The organism is Marinobacter mobilis (assembly GCF_900106945.1).
In the GTDB taxonomy this organism is placed as follows: domain Bacteria; phylum Pseudomonadota; class Gammaproteobacteria; order Pseudomonadales; family Oleiphilaceae; genus Marinobacter; species Marinobacter mobilis.
Map to the genome: position 1 here is coordinate 279,191 of NZ_FNNE01000006.1, position 25,189 is coordinate 304,379.

Genomic DNA, 25,189 nt, shown 5'->3' on the forward strand with positions numbered 1-25,189 from the left:
AACCCCGGGCCCGCCGGTGGAGGGGCTTGCCCCTTTAAGATATGATGCGCGCCGCCGCTAAAGGTTTCTTCCCACATTCCCGGAAAGGTATTGATGTCCGACTATCTCGAGCTGCTTGCTCTGCTCTGGTTTCTTATATGTTGGCTGGGCTACAGCGAATATTCCCGTCGACGGGCAAAAGACCGGCCCTGCCTTTCCAATACCCTCGATCTATACCGGGAAGACTGGATGCGGGTCATGCTGCAGCGCGGTAACCGGATTTCCGATGCCTCCGTTGTTGGCAACCTTGAACGAAACGGGGCCTTCTTTGCCTCCAGTTGCCTGCTGATTCTGGCCGGTATCATCACCGCGCTGGGCTATACCCAGGAAGTGATGGAAGTGCTCAGCACCCTGCCGTTCAATAACCTGCCCAGCCGCGAAATCTGGGAGTTGCGGATGGTGGTGCTGCTGGTGGTGTTTATCTATGCCTTCTTCAAGTTCACCTGGTCGATGCGGCTGTATAACTTCGTCGCTGTCATGATCGGCAGTGCCCCGTTACCTGATGACAAACAAACCAGTCCGGCGGCGCGGGAGGCCTTTGCCTGCAATGCGGCCGGGGTCTGCAACATGGCAGGAGACGCCTTCAACCTGGGGTTGCGTTCCTACTACTATGCGTTGGCCGTAGTGGCCTGGTTCATCCATCCTCTGGCCTTCATTGTGGCGTCCACCTGGGTGGTGCTGGTCCTGTACCGACGGGAATTCCGCTCCAGTGCCCTGACCGCCCTGCGCCAGGGCAAGGTCTTTGAGGACCCGGGCAGTCGGGCCGGTAAAACCGACAAACTGACAGCAAATCTGAAGTGAGGGCAGACAGCATGACCGATACCTTGCGGCTGGAGCGCGTACGCCGCTTCATCAACACACTTCAGCAATCGAGGGCGTTGGGTCTGACGGTGGAAGATGCCGATGAGAACCACCTGATACTGTGTCTTCCCTACAGCGATCACATTATTGGCAATCCGGAAACCGGAGTGATCCATGGCGGGGCGATTACCACCATGATGGATACCGCCTCGGGCTCGGTCATGATTTGCGCCTTGCCGGAATTCGAGCTGTGCCCAACCCTCGATCTTCGCGTCGACTACATGCGTGCCGCCGAACCTCACAAGCCGGTTTATGCCCGGGCAGAGGCCTACCGGGTGACCAGCAATATCATTTTCACCCGTTGTGAAGCCTATCAGGAGGAAGGTAAGCCCGTTGCCCAGTGCGTAGGTACGTTCATGCGCATTGGCAAAGAGGCGACCCCGAAATCCTACAGAGACCTGATTACCGGAGGTGAGGCATGACCACGGCTGAGGTACTCCGTTATACCCAGGAGACCGGTGATTTTTCCCGCATGCTCAATGATATTCCTTACGCGGGGTTTATCGGGCTGCAGTGCGAGCGGTTTGGTGATGATCTGATCTTCCGCCTGCCCCGGAAAGATTCCAATATTGGCAACCCGATCCTGCCAGCCATTCATGGCGGGGTGATTGGTGGTTTTATGGAATTGTCCGCCGCCATCTATCTGATGATGTCCCAGGAGGTGCTGCGCATGCCGCGCATCGTCGATTTTTCCCTGGACTACCTGCGAGCGGGGCTCGATCGGGAAACCTATGCCGAGTGCCGTCTGACCCGTCAGGGCAACCGGGTAGCCAATGTGATGATCACCGCCTGGCAAAAATCCCGCAACGAACCTATCGCCACGGCAAGGGCGCATTTCCTGCTGGAAGACTGACGGGGCCTTGAAAAGATTCAGCCCGGCCCCACTTCTGAGTGCATAACCAATTTCAGCCGGCCAGGCCATAGGGCCTGCCGGTCAATGTGTTCCATTGCAGTCAGGAGAAAGACAAGCCATGACGGTTGAATCACAGAAAGAAACCCTGGGCTTCCAGACCGAAGTGAAGCAGTTGCTTCACCTGATGATCCACTCCCTCTATTCCAACAAGGAAATTTTCCTGCGGGAGCTGATCTCCAACGCTTCAGATGCTGAAGACAAGCTGCGCTTCGCGGCCCTCAAGGACGACAGCTTGTATGAGGGCAGTCCGGACCTGAATATCCGCATCGACTTCGATGAAGAGGCCAACACGGTCACCATTACCGACAACGGTATTGGTATGAGCCGTGAGGACGTGATCAACAACCTCGGAACCATCGCCAAATCCGGTACTGCGGATTTCCTCAAGCAGTTGTCTGGTGATGAAAAGAAAGACAGCAAACTGATCGGCCAGTTCGGTGTTGGTTTCTACTCCGCATTCATTGTCGCAGATCGTGTTGAAGTCTTTACCCGCAAGGCCGGTGCGGCGGCTGAAGAAGGGATTCACTGGGAATCCAAAGGCGACGGCGAGTTCAGCATTGAGCCGGTGTCCCGAGAATCCCGTGGTACCCAGATCGTACTGCACCTCAAAGCCGATGAGAAAGAATTTGCCAATGGCTGGCGCCTGCGCTCCCTGGTCAAGAAGTACTCCGACCACATCTCGTTCCCGGTGGTGATGACGGCGGAATCCACCGAAGAGGGCGAGGAAGCGAAGGACGAAACCGTCAACGACGCCACCGCACTGTGGACCCTGCCTCGTAACGAAGTGAAGGACGAGGAATACAAGGAGTTCTACAAGCACATTGCCCACGACTTTGAAGACCCGCTGAGCTGGTCTCACAACAAGGTCGAAGGCAAGCTCGACTACACCAGTTTGTTGTACCTGCCGGCCCGGGCTCCGTTTGACCTGTACAACCGGGAAGCGCCCCGCGGCCTTAAGCTGTATGTGCAGCGGGTTTTCATCATGGACGATGCCGAGCAATTCCTGCCGTTGTACCTGCGTTTCACCAAGGGTGTGATTGATTCCAACGACCTGTCCCTGAACGTCTCCCGCGAGATCCTGCAGAGCGACAGTACCGTTGAAAGCATCAAGAGCGCTCTGACCAAGCGGGTGCTGGACATGCTCTCCAAGCTGGTCAAGAAAGATCCGGAGCAGTACCAGAAGTTCTGGGACGAGTTTGGCCAAGTGCTGAAAGAAGGTCCTGCCGAGGACTTCGGTAACCGCGAGAAAGTTGCCGGTCTGCTGCGCTTTGCCTCAACTCACACTGGTGAAGCGGCCCAGAATGTGTCTCTGGATGACTACATCGGCCGCATGAAGGATGGTCAGAAGAAGATCTTCTTTATCACTGCCGACAGCTTCGTGGCCGCCAAGAGCAGTCCGCACCTGGAAGTGTTCCGCAAGAAGGGCATTGAAGTCCTGATCCTGTCCGATCGCATTGATGAATGGATGATGGGCTACCTCAACGAATACGACGGCAAGCAGTTCCAGGATGTCGCCCGTGGCGAGCTGGATCTTGGCGATACCGAGTCTGAGGAAGACAAGAAACAGCAGGAAGAGGCAACCAAGACGCATAAAGAGCTGCTGGATCGTATCCAGAAAGCCCTGGCTGAGCGTGTTCAGGAGGTTCGTGTAACGAACCGTTTGACGGACTCTCCGGCGTGTCTGGTCGTGGGTGATCATGACATGGGTGCCCAGATGAAGAAGATCATGGAAGCGGCTGGCCAGAAAGTGCCGGACAGCAAGCCGATCTTTGAGATCAATGTTGAGCATCCGCTGGTTCAGCGCCTGGAAAGCGAACAGGGCGACGAACGTTTTGGTGAGCTGTCGGCCGTGCTGTTTGATCAGGCCACCCTGGCCAGTGGCGAGCAACTCGAAGATCCGGGTGCCTATGTGGCTCGCCTGAACCGTTTGTTGCTCGAGCTGGCAAACTGATCTGCTGCTGAGATCAGCGCGACCAGCATGCAGTATATTATCGTGGACATCTCGATCAGCCCTGAGGAGTGGATCAAGCTCTACCAGGGTGTGGCCCGGGATGTCCATGTTCGGGCCCGGGACGGACGTACCGTCCGTTTCCCGGCTCGAATTCTCTCCCCGTTCTTTCTCCGCGAAGGTATTCACGGTGCCTTCCGCATTTCCTTCGATGGCAACGGCAAGTTCCAGACCATCGACCGCCTGTAGCTGACCTTTCCTTGATGTCCCGGCTGTTTTTGTTCGATTGTAAAAAGCTTTCGCTACGGTATTTTTAATTAATTATATCTTTCATTGTCTCGCTTGTTATCTTGATCCTGTACTCGTTGATGCAGGAGTAACCCAATGTTCCAGCGCACATTTCATTTGCTGAACACCGGGAGTGGCGCGGCCGGGATTCTGGCCGGGTACTGGGGGAACTACGCCGCTGCGCAGTAAGCCTGCAGGGTAAGCCCCCGACCCAAAAGGCGTGGGATCGCTGATAGCGAAAGGCTATCTGGTAAGTAGTAAATAACTCAGGCGGGCCGGTACAGGTCATCTATAGTTAGTGATGCTCCTGTCACGATAACGCCTTTCGATTTGTACAAGTGCACGAATGCAGCTTAACCAACAAGGAGATAGACGATGGCTCAGAATAATAACTCAGGAGGCAAGTGCCCGGTCATGCACGGTGCCAATACCTCCGCAGGCAGCACCAATATGAAATGGTGGCCAGAGAGCCTCAATCTGGACATCCTCCACCAACACGATACCAAGTCTGACCCGCTGGGGCAGGATTTCGACTATCGCGAGGAGCTCAAGACACTCGATGTGGCGGCTCTCAAGAAAGACCTCACCGCCATGATGACCGACAGCCAGGACTGGTGGCCGGCGGATTGGGGCCACTACGGCGGCCTGATGATCCGTATGGCGTGGCACGCAGCGGGCTCTTACCGTGTTGCAGACGGTCGTGGTGGTGCCGGTACCGGCAACCAGCGATTCGCGCCGCTGAACTCCTGGCCGGATAACGGCAACCTCGATAAAGCCCGTCGCCTGCTGTGGCCGATCAAGAAAAAGTACGGCAACAAGATCAGCTGGGCAGACCTGATCATCCTCGCCGGGAACGTGGCGTATGAATCCATGGGCTTCAAGACCTTCGGTTTCGGTTTTGGCCGGGAAGACATCTGGGCTCCGGAAGACGACATCTACTGGGGGGCAGAAGAAGAATGGCTGGCACCCAGCGACAACCCGAACAGCCGCTACTCCGGTGAGCGTGATCTGGAGAACCCGCTGGCCGCGGTTATGATGGGGCTGATTTATGTGAATCCGGAAGGGGTTGACGGCAACCCGGATCCCCTTGCAACCGCGAAGGACGTCAGAGAGACCTTCGCCCGAATGGCAATGAACGATGAGGAAACCGTTGCTCTGACAGCCGGTGGTCATACCGTCGGTAAGGGCCACGGTAACGGCGATGCAGCCAACCTTGGCCACGAACCGGAAGCCGCAGACATTGAAGAGCAGGGCCTGGGCTGGAACAACAAGGTGGGCCGCGGTGTAGGCCGCGACGCGGTGACCAGTGGCATCGAGGGCGCCTGGACCTCCAACCCGACTCAATGGGATAACGGCTATTTCGAGATGCTGCTTGGCCACGAATGGGAACTGACCAAGAGCCCGGCAGGGGCCTGGCAGTGGCAACCTAAAGACATCAGCGATAGCGACAAGCCGGTCGACGTTGAAGACCCGTCCATCCGCTGCATGCCGATGATGACCGATGCGGACATGGCGATGCGGGAAGATCCGGAATATCGCAAGATTTCCGAGAAGTTTCGTGCTGATCCTGCCTATTTCGACGAAGTTTTCGCTCGCGCCTGGTTCAAGTTGACCCACCGCGACATGGGGCCGAAAGCGCGTTATGTGGGGCCAGAAGTGCCAGCGGAAGACCTGATCTGGCAGGATCCCGTTCCGGCGGGCAGCACGGGCTACGATGTGGCGGCGGTCAAGGCCAAGATCGCAGCCAGCGGCCTGAGTGTGGCTGACCTGGTCTCCACGGCCTGGGACAGCGCCCGCACTTTCCGGGGGTCTGACATGCGTGGTGGGGCCAACGGCGCGCGCATACGCCTGGCGCCTCAAAAGGACTGGGACGGTAACGAACCCCAGCGTCTGGGCAAGGTGTTGGGGGTACTCGGGGGCATTGCCGCCGAGGCCGGTGCAAGCGTGGCCGATGTGATCGTTCTCGCGGGTAACGTCGGTGTAGAGCAGGCCGCCAAGGCCGCGGGTGTGAATGTCACCGTTCCGTTTTCGCCGGGTCGTGGCGATGCCACCGACGCGATGACCGATGCTGAATCCTTCGAGCCCCTGGAACCGATCCATGATGGCTTCCGCAACTGGCTGAAGAAGGACTACTCGGTTTCCCCCGAGAAGCTGATGCTTGATCGTGCCCAGCTTCTGGGCCTGACCGCGCCGGAAATGACGGTACTGCTCGGCGGCATGCGTGCCCTCGGGACTAATCACGGCGGCACCAGCCATGGCGTGTTCACCGATCGTGCCGGCCAGCTGACGAATGATTTCTTCGTCAACCTGACCGACATGAACAACAGCTGGAAGCCGGCAGGCAACAACGTGTATGAGATCTGTGATCGCAAGAGCGGTGCGGTGAAGTGGACAGCCACCCGGGTTGACCTGGTGTTTGGTTCCAACTCGATCCTCCGTGCCTACGCCGAGGTGTACGCCCAGGACGACAACAAGGAGAAGTTTGTGAACGACTTTGTTGCCGCCTGGACCAAGGTGATGAACGCCGATCGTTTCGACATCAAGTAAGCGGTAGAAGACACCGGGCCCCTGTGGGGCCCGGTTATTATTGCCTTCTGTAGGGAATCGACCGCAAACCCGGCTACCAAAGCCCGGAGAAATTCCTTACAATCCCGCCCCGGTTGATTTTTGACCAGCCTCTGGTCATTACGTCCATTTATCTCGCACCCTGTCTGCTCCGGAGTTCCCATGCGAATCATCCTCGCCCCGATGGAAGGCCTGGTCGATGCCCCCATCCGTGAAATTCTCACCGGCGTCGGCGGTATTGATCGCAGCGTTACGGAATTCATCCGGGTGACGCATGGCATGCTGCCACCCCGTATTTTCTACAAATACGCCCCCGAGCTTCATAACCAGTCTCTGACCCGCGCCGGGGTACCGGTGGCGGTGCAGTTGCTCGGCTCCGACCCTGAGATGATGGCCCGTCATGGCGTTCGAGCCGCAGAGCTGGGGGCCTCTCAGGTCGACATCAATTTTGGCTGTCCGGCCAAGACGGTGAACCGCCATAAGGGGGGCTGTGTGCTGATGCGTGAGCCTGAGCAGATGCAGCGGATTACCGAGGCCGTACGTCAGGCCGTACCGGCGGATGTTCCGGTCACCGCCAAAATGCGCCTGGGCTACGACGACCGCTCCATGGCGGTGGCCTGTGGCCAGGCGCTGGACGCCGCCGGTGCCGCCGAGATCGTGATCCATGCCCGCAGTAAGGTCGACGGCTACAAACCGCCCGCGTATTGGGAAGAAATTGCCCGGGTGCGGGAGGCTGTGAACAGCCATGTGATTGCCAATGGCGAGATCTGGACCGTGGACGATTACTGGCGCTGCCGTGAGGTGAGCGGGTGTGACGACGTAATGATCGGCCGTGGACTGATCAGCCGGCCGGACCTGGCCCGTTGCATCAAGGCCAGTCAGCAGGGTGAAACCGCTGAGCCGTTGAGCTGGGCTGACGTGGTCAGCCTGATCGTGGCCTATGGCGGTGAACTTCAGCAGCGCCTCGAAGACCGCTACGTCACCGGGCGCATTAAGCAGTGGTTGAACTACCTGCGACGGGGCTACTCAGAGGCCGAGGCGGTCTGGTCACAGGCCCGCAAAATCCGTGAGGCTACGCCACTGTACGATTGCCTCAATGCCTCAGCCCGGATGTCTGAGGCAGCCTGAGCCTGACCTGACTACTCCATCGCGTCGCTTTCCATATCCGGCGTGTAGGCTCCAAGTGTTGCCAGGCCATTCATCTTGGCGCGGTGATACAGCGCTGCCTGCGCGGCCGCCGTGTTTCCCGCAAGCCCCTGCCAGGTTTTAAGTGCCGGTTCCTGCAACGCGCGGCCGTAGGAAAAGCTCAGGTTCCACGGGCGTGTGGTCATGCAGTTGATGGCGTTCAGGTTCTCGGTCGCCTCGACCGGCGTTTGTCCCCCGGAAAGAAAATTGATGCCGGGCACCGCGGCGGGAACCACCCGTTGGAAGACCTTAAGGGTCCAGTCAGCCACTTGTTCCGGTGTCGCTTTTCCCGCATGGGCGTTCCCTGGTGTCACCATGCTGGGCTTCAGCAGCATGGCTTCAAGCATCACCCGGTGCTGGTGGAGGGCATGGAACACCGAATGGAGTACTTCCTGGGCGACGTCGGCACAGCGTTCGATCGTATGGTCGCCATCAATCAGCACTTCCGGCTCGACAATGGGAACCACGCCTTTTGACTGGCAGATCGCGGCATAGCTCGCCAGCACGTTGGCGTTCTGGGCAATGGCCAGTCGACCGGGGGTGTGGTGATCGATGTGGTAGACACAGCGCCATTTGGCAAACCGTGCGCCTTGGGCAATGTAGCCATCCAGCCGCTGCTCCAGACCATCCAGCCCCCGGGTTATCTCATCCCCAGGCGCGTTGGCCAGCGCCACCTTGCCTTGATCAACCTTGATGCCCGGGACGATGCCCTGACGCTCGGCGATCTCGGGTAGAGCAACACCGTCCCTTCCGGTTTGCCCCAGGGTTTCCTCGAACAGAATGACCCCGTTAATAAACTTGCCCAGATCTGGTGTCTCCAGCACGAGGCTCCGGTAACCGCGGCGGTTTTCCTCGGTGGACTCGACGTTGATGGCCGCAAACCGCTTGGCAATGGTCGGGCTGCTTTCGTCTGCGGCGAGAATGCCCTTGCCACCCTGAACCAGCGCTTCAACGGTGGCCTGCAACTGATCCTGTACGCTCATGGCTTCCTCCTGATAATCGGGCTTGATGGCAAAAGTATAGTCGGCGGGGGCGACGCTTAATTGGTGTGGATCAAAAAATGACCAGTCTTTGCATCTGAGGGTGTCAGCGGGACGTATCTCCCTATGGCATTCCTGCCGTTACGACGACTGAACGAAAGGAGATATCCAATGAGTGCATCCCTTAACAAAAAAGTATCCGGGTGGCTGGGCGCATCGGCACTGGTGGTGGGCTGTTGGGCTCAGGCGGGGCACCTGGCTAACAATACCGCCGAGCTGAACGGGGTGGAAGGCTCTGGCATCGGGGGTCAGGCGATGGTCAATTTTGTCAGTGGTAATGGCAGCTGGACCGCCGAAGCACAGGTCAGGGGCCTGCAGCCCGGCGCCTATAGCTTTGCGGTCCGGCTCGGTGCCTCTGCACCGGAGACCGTCTGTACGTTCATGGCTGACGGCAGGGGTAGCAATGGTTGCAGTAACACGGGCTTCGACATCGGCGGGTTTGGCGAGGGGTTGATCCTTGACGACAATGGGAATGTGATTGCGTCAGGCAGCTTTGATCGCAATGGTGGCAACCGTAACCACTGACGGCAACCAGCCCGGGGGGCGCTGACCACGTCCCCCGGTCGGCAATCTCACAGCGGGGCGGCAGGCTACTCGGTTCGGGACGCCAGTGCTGAGATGCAGGCAGGGCAGAGGCAGGCGCTCAGGCGAAGGTGGGAAGGTACTGCCGCTTTCATGGCCTCGGTAAATTCGATTTCCGGCGCCTGGCACCAGCAACTGGCGGGATCATCGCCGGCGGTGATAGCGCAGCGGTTCTCCTCTCCACAGAGGGGGCAGAGGTTGGCCTGGGGAGTGTTTGGTTGGCTATTGGTTGGTGTTGTCATCGAGGGTCGGGGTTCAGTGGGCCGATTCGTTCATGATGGATTCCAGCAAGGTATCGAAATCCATGTCCACCTCGCCTTCCTGTACCGGCTTCACCAAGGCTATGGTCGAGCAATCAAGGCCTGGTTCATCGCCACTGGTCAGCAGTTCCGGGTTGATCAGGCGTTCGATTCGGGATTGGATAAAACCAGGGGCCCTGTTGAACTGGGCTCGCAAAATCCGGACCGCCAGGGGCGTTTGCTTTGGTTGTCCCAATGTTGACTGCACGGTATATCCCCGCTCACTGACCAGATAGCGGCAGAGCTTGCCAATCATAGGGTTGTCGGCGTTATTCAGAATGATCGTGCCTTTGGATGCCAGCAGCTTGTCAACGTAATACAGGGCCACCAGAGCCTGATCGAACTGACCGGTGTCATTGATGATGGCAAGATCAATGGAGCGGTTCTGGAAATAGAAATCCGGCAAGACTTCATCGGCCGGGGTACGGATCAGCTCCACCAGTTCACCCAGCAGGCCATCCTGACGCTTGTTCATCTCACGAATGAACGTGGAATGCTGGCCGACGGTCGGAGTGATCAGCGTCAGGGCTGAATTGTCGATGGCATCCAACGCTTCACATACGGACAGTGTCGAGTCCATTGAGCCCAGCCCCAGTTGCAGCACTTCCTGAGGGGTCTGCTCGCTAATGACCGAGGCGACAAACGACACTTGCGATTCTGTTAGCTTCATCATTCCATTAAACGCCAAGAGGTAGTTGGGCGGCAGATTCTGCGAGAATCGCTCCGCCATCTACAGTTCAAATCAGGTCAATCCGTCATAACAGGACAAGCTGTGACAACACCAAAACGCATTTACCTTGCCGGCCCCGAGGTGTTCTTCGCCGAACCCGAGCACCATGCCATTGTAGCAGCGAAGAAGCGAATCCTCGCGGCCTGCGGTTTGGAGGGGGTAGATCCTCTGGATACGGCGCTGACGTTACCGGAAGATGAGCCGGATCGCGAACACGGTTTCAGAATTTTCCGTGCCAACCGCTCGCTCATGGACAGCTGCGACGGCGTTATCGCGAATCTGACCCCATTTCGCGGCCTGAGTGCCGACGCTGGCACGGTGTATGAGGTGGGCTACATGATCGGTCAGGGCAAGGCGGCTTTTGGGTATTCGCTGGATCACCGGAGTTACTACCAGCGCGCCGGTGGGTGTGCGAAGGACGAACAGGGCCATGCCGTCGAACCGTTCGGACTGGCGGATAATCTGATGATTGAATGTGGTATCGAAGAGGCAGGCGGGCGGGTGTTTATCGCCCCGGGCAGCGGCGGACCGGAGTGGTTTGATGAGGGGCTGTTCCGGCAATGTGCAGAGTCCCTGGCCAAGGCTCTGTTCCTGATTGCTGACTGAGGGCAGCGGCTGGCCTCGGTTGCTGGCCAGCCGCGGGTGGTGCGGATTACTGTGCCCGCGCCGCCCTCGCTGCATGCAGCTTCTTGTAGCTCTCAATGAGCCGCAGGTGCTTGTCGAGGCCTTCGAGCTGCATATTGGTGGGGGTCAGGCCATGGAAACGAACGCTCCCATCGACTGAGCCGACCACCGCTGCCATGGTCTGTTCGCCGAACATCCGTTGCAGGTTGACCAGGAAGTGGTCCAGCTCCAGGTCTTCATCGAGGGTGATTTCAAGCACGGCCTGGATCGCGCGGTAGAACAGCCCCCGTTCGACGGTGTTGTCGTTGAACTGCAGGAACGTCTCGACGAACTCAAGGGCTTCCTCGTGCCACTGCAGGGCCAGGCAGATCAGCAGCTTCAGTTCCAGAATCGTTAACTGGCCCCACACGGTATTTTCGTCAAACTCCACCCCGATCAGGGTGATGATCGTCATGTAGTTGTCGAGCTGACTTTCTTCCAGGCGCTCGGCGAGGTCGGCCAGTTGCTCGTCGCTCAGGGTATGGAGGTTGAGGATGTCTTCCCGGTAACCGAGAGCCACGTTGGTGTTGTCCTCAATCAGGTCTTCGACCGGATACACCTCAGAGTAACCGGGAACCAGAATCCGGCATACAGGAGCACCCAGGTCCTCGTAGACGGCCACATAGACCTCTTTGCCCATGTCTTCGAGGATGTGGAACAGACGGGTCGCTTCTTCTTCGTTGGTGCCGGAGAAGTCCCATTCGTTGAAGTCGCAATCTGCCTTGGCACTGAAGAAACGCCAGGAAACCACGCCCGTGGAATCGATGAAGTGTTCCACAAAGTTGTTGGGTTCAGACACCGCCAGGCTGTTGAAGGTGGGCGGCGGCACATCGTTGAGGCCCTCGAAGCTGCGGCCCTGCAACAGTTCAGTGAGGCTTCGCTCCAGCGCCACCTCAAAGCTCGGGTGCGCCCCGAACGAGGCAAAAACACCGCCGGTACGAGGGTTCATCAGGGTAACGCACATCACCGGATAGCGACCGCCGAGAGAGGCATCCTTGACCAGTACCGGGAAGCCCTGGCTTTCCAGTGCCTCAATGCCTTCAACAATACTGGGGTATTTTTCCAGTACCTCACGGGGAACATCCGGCAGTGCGATTTCCTCTTCTATGATCTGTTTTTTCACCGCCCGTTCGAAAATTTCCGACAGACACTGAACCTGAGCTTCGTAAAGCGTGTTCCCGGCGCTCATGCCGTTGCTCAGGAACAGGTTTTCGATCAGGTTGGAGGGGAAGTACACCACCTCCCCATCGGACTGACGGACAAAGGGCAGAGAACAGATGCCGCGCTCTGCCTTGCCGGAGTTGGTATCGATCAGGTTGGACCCGGCCAGTTCGCCCTCCGGGTCGTAGATGGCCCGGCTGTAGTCATCCAGAATGCCCGCCGGTAGCTCATCGTCAGGGCCCGGTTGGAACCACTTCTCGTTGGGATAGTGGACGAACTCGCGGTTGGCGATGTCCTCGCCAAAATACTGGTCGTTGTAGAAGAAGTTGCAGTTCAGTCGCTCGATAAACTCACCCAGGGCTGAACACAGGGCGCTTTCCTTGGTGGACCCTTTGCCATTGGTAAAGCACATGGGGGAGCCTGCATCGCGAATATGCAGTGACCATACGTGAGGCACAATATTACGCCACGATGCGATTTCGATCTTCATGCCCAGATCCGCCAGAATGCCGGTCATGTTGGCGATGGTCTGCTCCAGCGGCAGATCCTTACCCTCGATGTAGGTATTGTGCTCGCTGTCCGGAGCGACCATGAGCAGGGCCTGAGCGTCTTCCGCCAGGTTCTCGACGGTTTCAATCTCAAAGGTCGGGCCGGTCTGCACCACCTTTTTCACCGTACAGCGGTCAATCGACCGCAAGATACCCTGGCGATCCTTCTCGGATATGTCTTCCGGCAGTTCTACCTGAATCTTGAAAATCTGGTTATACCGGTTCTCAGGATCAACAATATTGTTTTGGGACAGGCGGATATTGTGGGTTGGAATGTCCCGAGCCAGGCAGTAAACCCGTACAAAGTACGCCGCGCACAATGCCGAGGATGCCAAAAAATAGTCGAAGGGACTGGGGGCAGAACCGTCGCCCTTGTAGCGAATGGGTTGGTCAGTGATGACCGTGAAATCGTCGAACTTGGCTTCAAGTCGGAGGTTGTCGAGAAAGTTGACGTTGATTTCCATTGAGCAGGCTACCAGGGTTGGAGAATTGGGCGGCAATCGGCATTACGTTAGCCACCGGCATTATCCAGTTTTTTACCGGCTCCGTCTCGGCGGTTGGAAACAAAATGGGCCAGATGCCGGCGCGGAGTTTTATGCCCGCAGCTGCTCACCCTGCGACCGGCTTCCGCGCCACGATAAACACCGATTCTTTGTTGGGTTGCCATTGCTGCTCAATGCCAAAGCCCGCACGACTGAGCGCTGTCGTGAGCGCTGATTTGCCAAAGCGATTCACATAGGGGGCCAGGCCTGCGGTGTGCATAAGTGGAATCAGCAACCGCCAGAGCCAGTGGATATCGGCCACCAGGGCGGTGCTCGATACGAAAATGCCCCCTGGCTTGAGTAGCCCATGGACCCGGGCTAACGCAGCGTCCAGGTCGTCAATCAGGTGAAGGACATTAAGCCCCAGTACGGCATCGAAGGAGCCGGCGTCCAGCGATACGGTGGCCAGGGTGCCCTGTTGAAAGGCGATGTTATCAACACCGGCTTCCCGTGCCTTGCGTTCGGCAATCTCCAGCATGCGATCCGAGATGTCGGTTGCGACGATGTGCCTGACATGGGGGGCATGGAGGATCGCCGTGCTGCCCGTGCCGCAGCCAAACTCCAGAACCGACCAGTCAGGTTCAAAGTAGGCCTGGGTCAGGGCGATTTTTTTGCGGTAGGTCTGCTCATCCCTGACCGGGCTTTTGGCATAACGAGTGGCGCTCTTGTCCCAGAACGCTTTTGAATCCTTCATGCACGGATCCTTTTCCATGGAAAATGGCGGTTTTACGTTCTCGTTTTCCTTTGCGGGAACGTGATGCCGGGGTTACGGCATGTCATGCTGCGGTTAATCCGCGCAGGATCTCGCTCAGTTCATTGGGCTTGTTGCTGAGTACCATGTGGTTGCTATCAAGTCACCCGCTATTCCTCCTGAACATACACTGACGCACCCATTGCAAACCGCATCGGGGCTACTGGCGTTAATGGGGTCTAACAATAATAGGGGAATAAACCGGATTTGGGGGAGGAGAAGCCCGTTATGTATGCAAACGGGCTTTTCGTCAGGCGAGCGGTCTTTGGTTACCGGCTTTGTGTCAGCGCAGCGCGGATGTCCTGCTCGAGCTTTTTGACGTCCGGCCGGAATTCCGGATGATCTTCGAGCCCCAGTAGTTCCCGCAGCCAGTTCGACGGTTCGGTGTTGGGTTCATAGCTCAGGGTTGGAATGAACGTACGACGCTCACCATCCACCACCCAGCTTACCAGTGGTGCCCGATGGGCCACGCCCGCGTTATCAACCTGTTTCTGTGCCGGATCTTCGTTTTGCCATCCGATATGGAGATCGGTGACATGGCACTCATTTTCGATTTCTTTTTCATGGGTCAGGCCAATGAGACGGCTAATGTCAGTGGGCATTCGTAATCCTCAATCAACAGCTTTCTGAACAGTTTTGCACGGGGTGTCGAGAATGCCAGTCCCGGTTGAAAAATTGGCCCGTAGGGCCTGAGCCCTGGTGTTTGGCTACATCAATTTTGTTCAATACAGCGCTCGCAGGTCAGGGCAGACTTCAGCCATTCATCTGCACGGAGCAACCTGTCCATGACCCTTTCCCTGATTCTGCCCATGTCGGCCTTTGCGCTGGCGGCGTCGATCTCGCCCGGCCCGGTCAATCTGATGTGCCTGAGCAGCGGTACACGTTACCCGGTTTCCCGGGGGTTGGTGTTCGTTACTGGAGCGACCCTTGGCTTTATCGTGTTGTTCGTTGCCGTGGGGCTTGGTCTGTATTCACTTTTAACCCTGGTGCCAGGGCTGGAAACCCTGTTGCGATGGGCGGGCGTGGCATTCCTGCTGTATCTGAGCGTCAGACTTGCGATCGACAATGGTCAACTGCCGGAGCGGGATGAGGGAAATGCGCCGGGATTCGGCACCGGGGCGTTAATGCAGTGGCTGAACCCAAAAGCCTGGCTGGCCTCGGCCTCGGGGATCGGAGCCTATACCAGTGCAAACGATCTGCAGCAGGTGCTGCTCTTTGCCGGTGTGTACCTGCCCATCTGCTGGCTGTCGCTGGCATGCTGGGTGTATGCCGGCGCGTCGCTGCGGCGCTATGTTGGGAAGCCCGCCGTACTGGTGGCCGTAAACCGACTTCTGGCGCTGTTACTGGGGGTCAGTTGCCTGTACCTGTTGATCGGATGAAACCGTCTGATACTGGTTGGGTGTCGCTGCCATCAGGCGTTTGAATGTGCGTTGAAAGTGGGGCTGGTCGGCGAACCCCGCGTTCTGGGCTGCTTCTGCAATGGGAGTGCCGTTCTTCAGCGCATCGCGCCCCAGCTGAATGCGGCGATTGACCAGATACGCGTGGGGTGTGAGTCCGACATGCTGTTTGAACGCTCGAATCAGATGCCCGGCGCTGTATCCTGAAAGCTCACACAGAGTATCCAGAGAGACCTCCTCTGCGGCATGGTTGTCCAGGTATTGGATCAGCGCCGTTACCGCCTCCGGTGCCTGGATTGCCTGTTCAGCGGACTGCTGGGCCAGTTCATGCATCAGATCTGACAGGAATTCGACCACCTCTGTCTGCTTATCGAGCAGATCCCGATGGTCATCAAGAAGGCAATCCGCCATGCGGCAGTATCGCTGATACCAGACCGGGTTTGATAAGGTGGGGGTCGGAATATCCCGCCAGCGGGATTCGCTCAGTAGTCCCGCCTGGAACCGAAGGTCGGTTAACCAGGGCGTATCCACGTACAGCATTAGATAGGCCCATGGCTGATTGTCGATCGGGTTGCAGGCGTGTACCCACCCTGGGTTCATCAGCACCAGATCCCCTTCATTGACCCGATAGGCGTTCTCCCGGTACTGAAACGTGCTCTTGCCCCCGGTAATCGCGCCGATGGACCACTGTGTGTGACTATGCGGGGCATAGCAGACCTTGCGGCCATCACTGACTTTGCGCAATTCCACGTGGGGCAAGCGCGAATCCCGCCAGAACAGGGGCTTGGGTGTGTGACTCATACAGTGATCCCTCAGTATGGATTTGGCCCGCGTTTCTTGCGCTCGTCAGGTCGGGGTTGAGCGCCCGAAAAGATCCGTCGTTAATCAGAGACTCCCTGATATCGTACCGTGGAAGCGGGACTTGCGGAACTGGCTTCGGGTCCGGGGAGGCGGCTCCGGTAACTACGGCAGGTTATTGGTGGCGCGATCATCTACCAGGTTGTCCCTTAGCTTGCGGCTGCAAAGGGGATCAATACAGTTGTTTCATATCACGCTTAACCACGGTGTCCACAACCTTATGCACCACCTTGCCCATCAGCCCCGTTCCCTGCATGTGCTCTGCCAAGGCCCGTGCAAACGGGGTCACATCGGGTTTGGCCAGATCATCTGAGGGTGGGGTCCATAGGGATGCCTCAGCTAAAGCGGGGGCCGGTCGCCAGGCCCAGTAATCCAGCGACAACAGAATGCCGAGGTGAGGGCGCTTGCCAGCCACCGTGCAAAGTGTCAGCAAATGCGGGTCGTCGCTGATACGGGCCGTACCCACCAGTTCCAGCCAGCCGGGCCGGCCGGGAAACAGCCCGGTTACTGCGACCGTCGGCTGCTCCAGGATATTGCTGAGGCTTACGGCAACCTTGTTTCCCGGTCGTTCCGCCAGGAACAGGTGACCGTCGTCGAGCAGTTGCAAAAAGCCTGCAGGATCTCCCCGTGGCGATAACTGGGACTGTCCCTCAGCATTGCTGGTGTGTAACAGGCAATACCGGCAGTCAGCCAGCAGTGCCGCTAGATCCTGAGGAGCCGAATCCGCGGGGCTGGCGGGGACCGACTGCCATAACTCCCCTCGGCTGGCGGCCCTGGCGCAGTGCAGATAGGCGGTTTGGACCCTGACCGTCATCAGTAACTGACCATGCACCGGCTCGATCTGGTAATGGCCATTGACCCTCAAGCCGTGACCGACGCCGGTTACCAGAAAGTACAGGCTGACCTGACCCCCGCTGCTGTCGCTGGTGGTTACCCCCCAGGTGTCCTTGCCGGGGGGCAGGGTAAACACGAGTTTATCTGCTGATGCGTTGTTCAGGATGCTTATTCCTGTTCCATCCGCCACCAGCGGATACACGCTGGTCGCAGAGCTGATGGGGGGGACATCCTGTGGGTTACGGGTAGCCACCACCAATGAAGCCTGTCGGATGAATTCAAGGCAAAGGTGATCCAGGCGGCTCTGGATGCGCTTCGCCAGCATGCGGCTGGGCGGTGGAATTAATTGTCGCAGATGTTTAAGTGACGTTATTCTATGGGATGAACGCATCAGCGGGACCTCTTGTCGTGGGGCTCAGAACCGATATTACCGGGCCTGAATCAGGTTCCTTAGGCCGATCGTTGCAGCGTGTTGGAATCTGGTTTCAAATCTCAAACGGACAACCTGCAGGATGCAGACAGCGTACTCCCCATCGGTCAACAGCAACCCCATTCCTCCGGGGACCGTTTCAGCTATCGCGGTGGTTGATCTCGCCCGGCAACTGCGGGCAGTAGACCCGGCCATCGCCGGGGTCTGGCCGGAGCTGGCCAATTGGGTCGAACGAATGGACGCAGGGCATGACCTTGCGGAGCTGCTCAATCTCCGTTTTCCGGAACACTGGCTGCAGCAGTTGTGGCACGGTGCAGCGAAGACCATCCCCGACGATCTGGGGCTTCGTATCGGGCAATCGGTAAGCCCTCAGGCACAGGGATTACTGGCAAGCTGGGTCAGCCATTGCGATACGCTGGGGGAGGCGCTGACCCTCTACATCGAGAGAATCGCGTTACTTAATGCCCGGGACGGATGGACTCTAACGCCCAAGGGCCGTGACCTGTATGTACAATCCCGACTGGGGGCTGACAGGGGCTATCCCCAGCAAGCCCGGGAGCGGAGCCTGGTGGCCTTGCTTGCCTGGGGACGCTATCTCACCGATGACTCACTCGCTCCGCTGGCGGTTTACTGGACCCATGCAAAACCGGCCCACGAGGAGGCGCTGACGGAGTTTTTCCGGTGTCCACAGCACTTTGAACAGTCTGCTAACGCCCTGGTATTGCCAGACACCGCGCTGCAACGTCCTTTGAAGCAGGCCAACGCCTATGTGAAAAAACTAATGGCGCGCCATATCAGCGATGTCCGGTTTCACACTCACCAGCCACTCACCAGCCAGATTCAATCGTTGCTGCGTCAGGACCTGAAAAGGTTCTCCCAGGTGGAGGCGGTCTGTGACCGTCTGCACGTGAGCAGAGCCACTTTGTACCGTAAGCTGCGTGACGAAAGGCAGGTCTATTCCAGCCTGCTGGATGAGGAGCGTCAACGCCAGGCCGCCCTGTTACATGCCCGTTCAGCCGCCGATATTGCTGAACGACTGGGGTATCACGACATCAGCTCATACTACAAAGCCCGAAAGCGCTGGCGCGGACAGGGGGCGGCGATGGCCCAGACCGGTTCGGGCCCGGAAACTGCCGGAGAAGACGGATAAGTCCGGCAGCATCGAACGGATTAATCGGTCTGTCCTGTTATCTCCTACGTTTGCCGGACGCTCAGGCTCCCTGAAACTTTACTCGTCTGAGTTTGGCCTTCCTGAAGTGAACCCAATGCAGATCCGCCTGGAGTAACTGAGCGCCCGACAGGTCAGCTGCCCGGGCATTCAGTCGGTGAAGGCAGGCTCTGCGGAACAAGGTTGCACGGGGTTTGGAAGCGCTCGTCAAACCGCCTGATCTGATCACTTTCCTGTTGGTGCCGGTCAATCATGCGCTGGCGGTCCGACTCTGCCATCTGGCGCCAGACGGTTATAAATACGCCCAGCAAGGCGATGATCGCCGTAATAAAGGGGCCTGACTGGATACCCCCCATCCACTGGTGTTGCGTGTACTTTCCTGGCCCAGCTTTGCGATTTCTCGTTCCAGTTTATCGGCCTGGAGCTGCTCAACCGGCGTGGGGAGGGTGTTGTCTTCCGCCGTGATGAAATCGTGATCCTTTGTTTACCGTGAAGGGAGGAACGTGGGGGACAACTGGCCGAACCTATACCTGGCCCGCCGGAGTCCTGCGGGTCGGATAGACACCGGTAACACCACCAGGGAGGATTACCCATGTTACGTACGATTCCGGTTGTATTCGTCAGCTTGATGTTCACCGGCCTGGCTCATGCGAATCCAGGCCAACCTGATTTCATGCCCGCGCTCTGGGGCGATGGAGATCTCTGGGGCACTAAGGGAACGACCACCTTACCGGCTCCAACGCCGCAAAATCTCCAGTCGTTCGATCCACTGTATGTGGTGACCAACAGTAATGCCCCGGAAGGTCAGTTGCCGGTTGCGGAAGCTGCTCCGGGTAATCAGGCCTACAATGGGGGGCGTTGGTTTACCCACACGGTGGAATGGACGGCTGACGGGTTTATGCACCATGGCATTGTGCCGGTGCTGACTTCGTATGAGGAGCTGCAGTACCACCAGGCGCTCGGCCATCTCGTGGTTACGCCAGGTTCATTTCCTGATGGACCGCCGGTTTATTTTCAATGCCCTTTGCTGCCGGTTAAGTGAATTGAGCAATGGCCGGGCTGCCTTGCCCGGCCTGCGGCAGATTCTGAACCGGTCGCAATGGTCGGGGCGTCCGAATCGATTCAGGGCTGGGGGGGCAGGTGCCCTCCCAGCATGTTCTCGACGATTGCAGCATTATAGAATGTTTCAACCGTCTGGATTTTCTCGTCGCGGACACGAAACCAGACGGCAAGCCGGACGTCCCCGATGGGTTCAAAGTGCGTCTGGTAATCGAGTATCGCAAACACATGCTCGCCGTCCGCACTCAGTTGCCGGACAATCAGGTCTTTCTGAATCGCCGCCATTCCGAACTGATAAGAGAGCATGTCATCCGGGCACAGGAAACGCATATTTGGCCCAACATATTCAAACCCTTCGGTGACGAGCCGTGTTCTTGCCTCATCGAAGTGCTGGGCCTGAATATCAGCAATAAACTGTGCCACGATGTCCTTGGGTTGCATCACGAGACTCCATTTTTAGTAGCAGAACGATTTGACTGCCGGGATTCAGCTATGGCCATAGGCAATGGCATTATAAACGTTCTATATACCAAGAAACGGAGAGCAGCGTAGTGGCTCTTTTGGGTGCTTCCTGTGTACCCAAATGCCAGATGCAGGCTATTGATCTGTACAGATGTGTTTCAAGCCGGACCTGATCAGGCTGCAACGTGCCTCAATCAGCCGGGTGTGCGCTCATGCTGTCTGAACCAGTCGATCATCACGGGGTTCAGCACCTGAGGCTTTTCCTGGTGAGTAAAGTGTCCGGCATCTGCAACCCGCTCAATTCGAAAACCGGCAGGATGGTCGTCTCCGAGTACTGTGTGATCAAACACCCGGGTATCGATACAGCCATCGTTTTCACCGGTGATCGCCAGGTTCGGCACTCGAATGTGCTGGATCGCATCCGCTGAAGAAGGCTTGAGCCTGAGCATCTGGCCCGGTGATACGTTCTGTCGGTAATAACTGAGTGTTGCCCTGATGACCCCGGGTTGGCCGAAGGTGTTGCGCAGCCCTCGCCATTCTTCGTCTGTTAGCGTCTGCCCTGGAGACCAGGTCCGCCAGAGGTGGCGAATAAACGCAAAGTCATTACGCCGGACAATATGGTCCGACACCAGCGGGATCTGATTGAACAGCATGTACCAGGATTTCAGAGCCTGAACCGGTACCCGGGCCACCCCCCGCTCAAGAAAACGTCTGGGATGAGGCACCGCGATGGTGGTCACAGACAGCAGACGATCGGGAATCAGGGCAGCCACCATATAGGCGACAACCGCACCCCAGTCATGACCGACGAGGTGAACCTGTGGTTGCTTTAACTCATCGAGCCAGGCATTCACATCCTGGGCCATGGACCTGAGGGTGTAATCTTCATTCTGGGTGATCGACGAAGGCTCGTACCCCCGCATGGTCGGGGTCAGAACCTGGTAGCCCGCGTCAACGAAATCCTGAACCTGATAGCGAAACGAGTCAGCGTTGTCGGGGAAGCCATGAAGGCAGACCACCATGGGAGCCCTTTCAGGGCCATACAACCGGGCACTAAAGGCGCGTGCTCCATTGTGCAGGGTTATTGTTTTCATGGACAGATACGGCATTTCCCGTGACGGCGTTGATGGTTGTTTTTCTTGAGGCTCGGGGAGCTGAAATCCGAACGTATCATAGAGGCAGCCGGGCTGTCGTTACCCCCGTACATTGACCCGACGATTGGGTGCCGTGTACGGGGCTTACTGACGAGGTGAATGGTTTCTCAGTCGGTTTTCTGGAACGACAGGATTTCATTGCCGTTCTGATCCAGCAGATAGAGCTTCAGGTTTTGCCGTGTGTAGCCCCGGACCTGAGTCAGGTTGAGCTGGAAACGGTCGGAAAGCGTCATGTCGGGGCAGGCCTTCCTGGTAGCGATGATCGGGCCGAACTCAATGGCCTCGGCGTCGAGGTGACGAATGGCGCCTCTGAGGTTATTACAACCATCAAAACCCGACATCGTCATCTCCCGATGATTGAGTTCCATGCGTGGGCGCTGACGTTCAGAAACCAGCTCCAGTGCCTCGCGGTCGAGGGTTTCCAGTACCCAGATATCGTGCAGCTGCATCAGGCTCTGGTTACCCGCGGCATTGACGTCGGCGCTGTCTGGCGTCGACATGGCGCAGCCGGCCATCAGGGAAACATAAGCTGCAACCAGCAACGACAACCCGACGAGTGTGCTGTTCTTCATCGTAAACCTCACCTTTGGTAGATCTGCCTGTTCGGCAAAAAGTTAAAGAGCAACAGCAGCATAGCAGCAGTTCGAATGCCCGTGTCTGTCAGCGGGATGACAATTAGCGGGAAAACTTCCGAAATCACCGGGGGTATTGGTGAGGCGCGATCACGTGACCGAGCTTCGGGGCAGGGGTCAGGGCGTCCGGGCCAGGGTTGTGAGCACATCAACAATGTCGCAGAGCCGTCCCAGGTATTTTTCACGTAACTCGAATGTCGAATCGTGCGTTCCCTGAAGATCGTCGCGAATCGCGTTGAGCAGCCTTCGGAGGCGTCTGTGGTGCAGGCCGAAGCGAGCCTGCAGTGGGTCGGATACGATACCGATAAAGGTCGAAATCAGCGCCATTGCCACAGCCACCAGAGTGGTAACAGCCACAAGCAGCGGTACCGAGGTCGTTGCGGGCACGACCGCGTAATAGTAAGCACCGATGGCAGAGCCCAGCCAGAAATTCGATACCGCCACGGAATGGGCGACCGCCGCAGATACCACTGTTCCGGCACTCAGTGCCCCGAATGCCGCCTGTCCCAGCATCGCCTTGCTGGTAATTAACAGGGTCACATTGCTGACGAGATCGGCGGAACCTGTTCGCGTTGCTCCATACTCGGCCAGTTTGTTGTTCAGTTTTACCCGAAACCCCGGATCATGGGAGGGACCGTGAAACGTGTCGGCGTTAGTCTGTAGCAGCTCAGAGAAAGCGGGGTCCCTTAGAATTTCTTCCATGAGAGCGTCTTTATGACTGGTCCGGTTACCGTACTGATAAGGTAACTGCAGCAGCTCTGTGACCACAAGCCAGCTGATTTGGCGGTCCGTGTCCGTCACCAGCCCTGGCGGTGCCCGCTTTAACCATGCCTGAAGGCCACGCAGGCGTACAAGCCCCGCGACTAAACTCAGCACCGCTAATGCAAAATGGACAACGGACCAGAGGATGTTGATCGGGACGCGAACAACATCCCAGCCCATAGCATGGGCATGAACGCGCAGCGCGCCGCGAAAGGAATAATGGCGACGAACAAAATCATCAACCCGGGACTCGCATCCCCGGATGTAGCGGTCTGCCCCGCTGGCAATCGCCTGTCGGATAAGTGTTCGGGTCTCGGCGCTTGTGTGGCGTCGGTCTTTGCTGTCTGAATTCATCGGTTATCCAAAACCCGACCATCTGATTTGATGAAATGCGTTCAGGCCCGGCTGCGGGTGGCGGTGGCTTCGGAGCGGTAGCTGCAGGCGGGAGGCCTGATGAACGGTCGATAGTGCCACGAACATCGTGGCGTTTAAAGTGGCATCAGGGCCCCGGGCAGCGGAGGTACGCTGCCCGGAGCGGATGTCGTGAGAATTGACGGTTACTTGTCGGGGATATGCGACATCGCGTGTTCGGTGAGCGCGGTGATGGTCAGCGAAGGGTTAACGCCAAGGTTGGCGCCGAGCATGGAACCGTCACAGACCAACATGTTCTGGTAGCCGAACACGCGATTACGGCCATCAATCACGCCGTGCTCGGGCGAATCAGCCATGCTGCAGCCTCCCATGCAATGAGCCGTGGTTGGCGTATTGAAAAAGATTTCCGGCAGGCTGCTGCCGGCCAGTCCATTCACCGCCGAAGCGGCTTTTTCAGCGAACGCGTTGGCTTCGGGAATAAAGGTGGGGATTCGGTCTCCTTCCGTCACCAGGGCTTTACGGAACGGCCAGTACCAGAGGCGTTTGAGTCGCATGTTCAAATGGCCGTCAATGGTCTGCATGCACAGGAAAATGATGGTTTCCCGTGCCCAGCCAAAGGGTAGCTGTGCGCGAAGAGCCCGCAACGGGTTGCGCGCGACGATTTTTATCGCCATCCATAACCAGAAGAGGGGACGGGTCCAGCCGGGTCGGCCGTGGGTGAGGGCGGTCAGCATCATGCCCATGAAGTCTGAGCCCGCAGGGTAGCGAGTGGCTTCAATATGGGTGTGTTCGTCAATGTGAATACCCGAACCGATGGCAATGCCATCCGACATATTTTCTTCACAGTCCGGTCTCCGTACCACGATCAGCGACTCGGCATTGGTACGGACCCGTTTGCCCAGTTCATCTGAAATACGGGGCAAAGACCCTTTTTCCTTCAGTTTGAACAGTAACTCCTGCGTGCCCAGCGAGGAGCCGGAGAAAATGATGGACCGGCAGCGCCATGTCCGTTTACCGATACCAAGACCCACGCCACGCCAGGTAGGCGGCACTGTTGTTACCTCGTAACCGTCGCGGCCGTCAGCGTGGCCATTCAGGGGAACGACATCGACAACTTTGGTTTCCGGGTATACCCGCGCACCCTGTTGCTCAGCCAGGTACAGATAGTTTTTGTCCAGCGTGTTCTTGGCATTGTGGCGGCATCCGACCATACAGCCCCCACAGCCGATACAGCTGTTACGGGCAGGCCCTCGGCCATCGAAAAACGGGTCTTCATAGCGCGTGCCCGGTTCGTCTCCGGGGTTGCCGAAAAATACACCGACATCCGTGGGGTACCAGGTGTCGCCCACACCATAGGCGTCGGCCATGGTTTTCAGTGCCCGGTCTGCCGGAGCGATCATCGGATTTCGGACAACGCCCAGTGTTCGCTTGGCGGTGTCGTAAAACCCGGGCATGACCGCCTGCCAGTCGTTGATGCCGGCCCAGCTGCCTTCGTCCCAGACTTTATCCGGAGGCACGAGCAGGGTGTTGGCATAGGTGATCGAACCGCCGCCGACCGCATTTCCATGCAGCACGATGACGTGCCGGAAAAAACTGGTGTTGAAGAAACCGCGCAGGCCCAGCATGGGCCGCCAGAGCCAGTTACGAAGATTCCAGTTGCTCTTGGGCAGATTCTCCGGCGTCCAGCGTCGGCCCATTTCCATCACCGCGACGCTGTAGCCTTTCTCGCTCAGGCGGCAGGCGGAGACGCTCCCCCCAAAACCTGAGCCAACCACGATGTAGTCGTAATCGTATTGGTTATTGTCCGCTGACATTGCCTTCCTCATGAAGGTTCAACTAAAAGAACCGGCGTTGCGCTCTGCCAGAGTCAGGCACGCCAGCCATCCGGTAAACGACCTTCCGCGCCCGGGCACAGGCCAGGGCGCGGCAGGTCACCTATGCATTTA

General features: G+C 57.8%; 26 protein-coding genes. 12 read left to right on the forward strand and 14 right to left on the reverse strand.

The genetic code is table 11. The features are described 5' to 3' along the window. Nucleotides 1–93: 93 nt before the first annotated feature. The 7 genes from BLV11_RS11415 (at nucleotide 94) to BLV11_RS11445 (ending at nucleotide 7,742) form a co-directional block, all read left to right on the forward strand. Nucleotides 94–840 carry a DUF599 domain-containing protein gene (locus BLV11_RS11415; protein ID WP_091813965.1) on the forward strand — a complete coding sequence of 249 codons (747 nt, stop codon included), beginning with the start codon at nucleotides 94–96 and terminating at the stop codon, nucleotides 838–840. Nucleotides 841–851: 11 nt separating this feature from the next. Then, a complete protein-coding gene (locus tag BLV11_RS11420; RefSeq protein WP_091813968.1) occupies nucleotides 852–1,322 on the forward strand; it encodes a PaaI family thioesterase in 471 nt (156 codons plus the stop codon). Beyond that, a complete protein-coding gene (locus BLV11_RS11425) occupies nucleotides 1,319–1,753 on the forward strand; it encodes a PaaI family thioesterase (RefSeq protein WP_091813971.1) in 435 nt (144 codons plus the stop codon). The genes BLV11_RS11420 and BLV11_RS11425 overlap by 4 nt, the downstream gene beginning before the upstream one ends. Nucleotides 1,754–1,871: 118 nt before the next feature. Continuing rightward, on the forward strand, nucleotides 1,872–3,764 hold the full coding sequence (htpG, locus tag BLV11_RS11430) for a molecular chaperone HtpG (protein WP_091813974.1): 1,893 nt from the start codon (nucleotides 1,872–1,874) through the stop codon (nucleotides 3,762–3,764). A gap of 27 nt (nucleotides 3,765–3,791) precedes the next feature. After that, nucleotides 3,792–4,010, forward strand: a complete 219-nt coding sequence (locus tag BLV11_RS11435) for a DUF2835 domain-containing protein (protein WP_091813977.1) — start codon at nucleotides 3,792–3,794, stop codon at nucleotides 4,008–4,010. A 414-nt stretch (nucleotides 4,011–4,424) separates the two neighbouring features. Beyond that, a complete protein-coding gene (katG, locus tag BLV11_RS11440; protein WP_091813980.1) occupies nucleotides 4,425–6,596 on the forward strand; it encodes a catalase/peroxidase HPI in 2,172 nt (723 codons plus the stop codon). 180 nt (nucleotides 6,597–6,776) lie between these two features. After that, nucleotides 6,777–7,742 carry a tRNA dihydrouridine synthase gene (locus BLV11_RS11445; RefSeq protein WP_091813983.1) on the forward strand — a complete coding sequence of 322 codons (966 nt, stop codon included), beginning with the start codon at nucleotides 6,777–6,779 and terminating at the stop codon, nucleotides 7,740–7,742. 11 nt (nucleotides 7,743–7,753) lie between these two features. On the opposite strand, the gene BLV11_RS11450 is transcribed toward BLV11_RS11445, so the two are convergent. Continuing rightward, nucleotides 7,754–8,782, reverse strand: a complete 1,029-nt coding sequence (locus tag BLV11_RS11450; RefSeq protein ID WP_091813986.1) for a class I fructose-bisphosphate aldolase — start codon at nucleotides 8,780–8,782, stop codon at nucleotides 7,754–7,756. A 168-nt stretch (nucleotides 8,783–8,950) separates the two neighbouring features. Here BLV11_RS11450 and BLV11_RS11455 point away from each other — a divergent pair, with 168 nt between their 5' ends. Next, a complete protein-coding gene (locus tag BLV11_RS11455; protein WP_091813990.1) occupies nucleotides 8,951–9,364 on the forward strand; it encodes a hypothetical protein in 414 nt (137 codons plus the stop codon). Between the two features lie 65 nt (nucleotides 9,365–9,429). On the opposite strand, the gene BLV11_RS11460 is transcribed toward BLV11_RS11455, so the two are convergent. Further along, nucleotides 9,430–9,663, reverse strand: coding sequence for a cysteine-rich CWC family protein (locus BLV11_RS11460; protein ID WP_091813993.1), 234 nt, complete (start codon nucleotides 9,661–9,663; stop codon nucleotides 9,430–9,432). Between the two features lie 13 nt (nucleotides 9,664–9,676). Then, nucleotides 9,677–10,393 carry a class I SAM-dependent methyltransferase gene (locus tag BLV11_RS11465; RefSeq protein ID WP_139173228.1) on the reverse strand — a complete coding sequence of 239 codons (717 nt, stop codon included), beginning with the start codon at nucleotides 10,391–10,393 and terminating at the stop codon, nucleotides 9,677–9,679. A gap of 99 nt (nucleotides 10,394–10,492) precedes the next feature. On the opposite strand from BLV11_RS11465, the gene BLV11_RS11470 reads away from it, so the two are divergent. After that, the gene (locus BLV11_RS11470; protein WP_091813999.1) at nucleotides 10,493–11,056 is read left to right on the forward strand and encodes a nucleoside 2-deoxyribosyltransferase; all 564 of its coding nucleotides are present in this window, start codon (nucleotides 10,493–10,495) and stop codon (nucleotides 11,054–11,056) included. A 46-nt stretch (nucleotides 11,057–11,102) separates the two neighbouring features. Here BLV11_RS11470 and BLV11_RS11475 read toward each other — a convergent pair whose 3' ends face one another. From BLV11_RS11475 to BLV11_RS11485, 3 genes are all read right to left on the reverse strand, one after another. Continuing rightward, nucleotides 11,103–13,286: an OsmC domain/YcaO domain-containing protein gene (locus BLV11_RS11475; RefSeq protein WP_091814002.1), complete on the reverse strand. Its 2,184-nt coding sequence runs from the start codon at nucleotides 13,284–13,286 to the stop codon at nucleotides 11,103–11,105. A 145-nt stretch (nucleotides 13,287–13,431) separates the two neighbouring features. Next, on the reverse strand, nucleotides 13,432–14,058 hold the full coding sequence (locus BLV11_RS11480; RefSeq protein ID WP_091814005.1) for a class I SAM-dependent methyltransferase: 627 nt from the start codon (nucleotides 14,056–14,058) through the stop codon (nucleotides 13,432–13,434). A gap of 326 nt (nucleotides 14,059–14,384) precedes the next feature. After that, nucleotides 14,385–14,717, reverse strand: a complete 333-nt coding sequence (locus BLV11_RS11485) for a hypothetical protein (protein WP_091814008.1) — start codon at nucleotides 14,715–14,717, stop codon at nucleotides 14,385–14,387. A gap of 183 nt (nucleotides 14,718–14,900) precedes the next feature. Between BLV11_RS11485 and BLV11_RS11490 the strand changes: the two genes are divergently transcribed. Continuing rightward, nucleotides 14,901–15,494: a LysE family translocator gene (locus BLV11_RS11490; protein ID WP_091814012.1), complete on the forward strand. Its 594-nt coding sequence runs from the start codon at nucleotides 14,901–14,903 to the stop codon at nucleotides 15,492–15,494. Here BLV11_RS11490 and BLV11_RS11495 read toward each other — a convergent pair. Both BLV11_RS11495 and BLV11_RS11500 read right to left on the reverse strand, forming a co-directional pair. Next, complete coding sequence (locus tag BLV11_RS11495) at nucleotides 15,456–16,313, reverse strand: AraC family transcriptional regulator (RefSeq protein ID WP_091814019.1); 858 nt, start codon at nucleotides 16,311–16,313, stop codon at nucleotides 15,456–15,458. The genes BLV11_RS11490 and BLV11_RS11495 overlap by 39 nt on opposite strands. 229 nt (nucleotides 16,314–16,542) lie before the next feature. Continuing rightward, nucleotides 16,543–17,529, reverse strand: a complete 987-nt coding sequence (locus tag BLV11_RS11500; protein WP_175528333.1) for a pyridoxamine 5'-phosphate oxidase family protein — start codon at nucleotides 17,527–17,529, stop codon at nucleotides 16,543–16,545. 187 nt (nucleotides 17,530–17,716) lie between these two features. On the opposite strand from BLV11_RS11500, the gene BLV11_RS11505 reads away from it, so the two are divergent. Beyond that, the gene (locus tag BLV11_RS11505) at nucleotides 17,717–18,784 is read left to right on the forward strand and encodes an AraC family transcriptional regulator ligand-binding domain-containing protein (RefSeq protein WP_091814029.1); all 1,068 of its coding nucleotides are present in this window, start codon (nucleotides 17,717–17,719) and stop codon (nucleotides 18,782–18,784) included. 61 nt (nucleotides 18,785–18,845) lie between these two features. On the opposite strand, the gene BLV11_RS18660 is transcribed toward BLV11_RS11505, so the two are convergent. Continuing rightward, nucleotides 18,846–19,031 carry a pentapeptide repeat-containing protein gene (locus BLV11_RS18660; RefSeq protein ID WP_425433828.1) on the reverse strand — a complete coding sequence of 62 codons (186 nt, stop codon included), beginning with the start codon at nucleotides 19,029–19,031 and terminating at the stop codon, nucleotides 18,846–18,848. 363 nt (nucleotides 19,032–19,394) lie between these two features. Between BLV11_RS18660 and BLV11_RS11515 the strand changes: the two genes are divergently transcribed. Next, entirely contained in the window at nucleotides 19,395–19,844 is a 450-nt protein-coding gene (locus BLV11_RS11515) for a hypothetical protein (RefSeq protein ID WP_091814035.1), read from the forward strand. Nucleotides 19,845–19,924: 80 nt separating this feature from the next. On the opposite strand, the gene BLV11_RS11520 is transcribed toward BLV11_RS11515, so the two are convergent. The 5 genes from BLV11_RS11520 to BLV11_RS11540 form a co-directional block, all read right to left on the reverse strand. Then, complete coding sequence (locus BLV11_RS11520) at nucleotides 19,925–20,302, reverse strand: nuclear transport factor 2 family protein (protein WP_091814038.1); 378 nt, start codon at nucleotides 20,300–20,302, stop codon at nucleotides 19,925–19,927. Nucleotides 20,303–20,517: 215 nt separating this feature from the next. Then, on the reverse strand, nucleotides 20,518–21,417 hold the full coding sequence (locus BLV11_RS11525) for an alpha/beta fold hydrolase (protein WP_175528335.1): 900 nt from the start codon (nucleotides 21,415–21,417) through the stop codon (nucleotides 20,518–20,520). Nucleotides 21,418–21,584: 167 nt separating this feature from the next. Further along, a complete protein-coding gene (locus BLV11_RS11530) occupies nucleotides 21,585–22,049 on the reverse strand; it encodes an META domain-containing protein (RefSeq protein ID WP_091814044.1) in 465 nt (154 codons plus the stop codon). Between the two features lie 177 nt (nucleotides 22,050–22,226). After that, nucleotides 22,227–23,225 carry a DUF6635 family protein gene (locus tag BLV11_RS11535; protein WP_091814047.1) on the reverse strand — a complete coding sequence of 333 codons (999 nt, stop codon included), beginning with the start codon at nucleotides 23,223–23,225 and terminating at the stop codon, nucleotides 22,227–22,229. Between the two features lie 203 nt (nucleotides 23,226–23,428). Then, nucleotides 23,429–25,057, reverse strand: a complete 1,629-nt coding sequence (locus BLV11_RS11540; protein ID WP_175528336.1) for a GMC family oxidoreductase — start codon at nucleotides 25,055–25,057, stop codon at nucleotides 23,429–23,431. Nucleotides 25,058–25,189 lie beyond the last annotated feature (132 nt).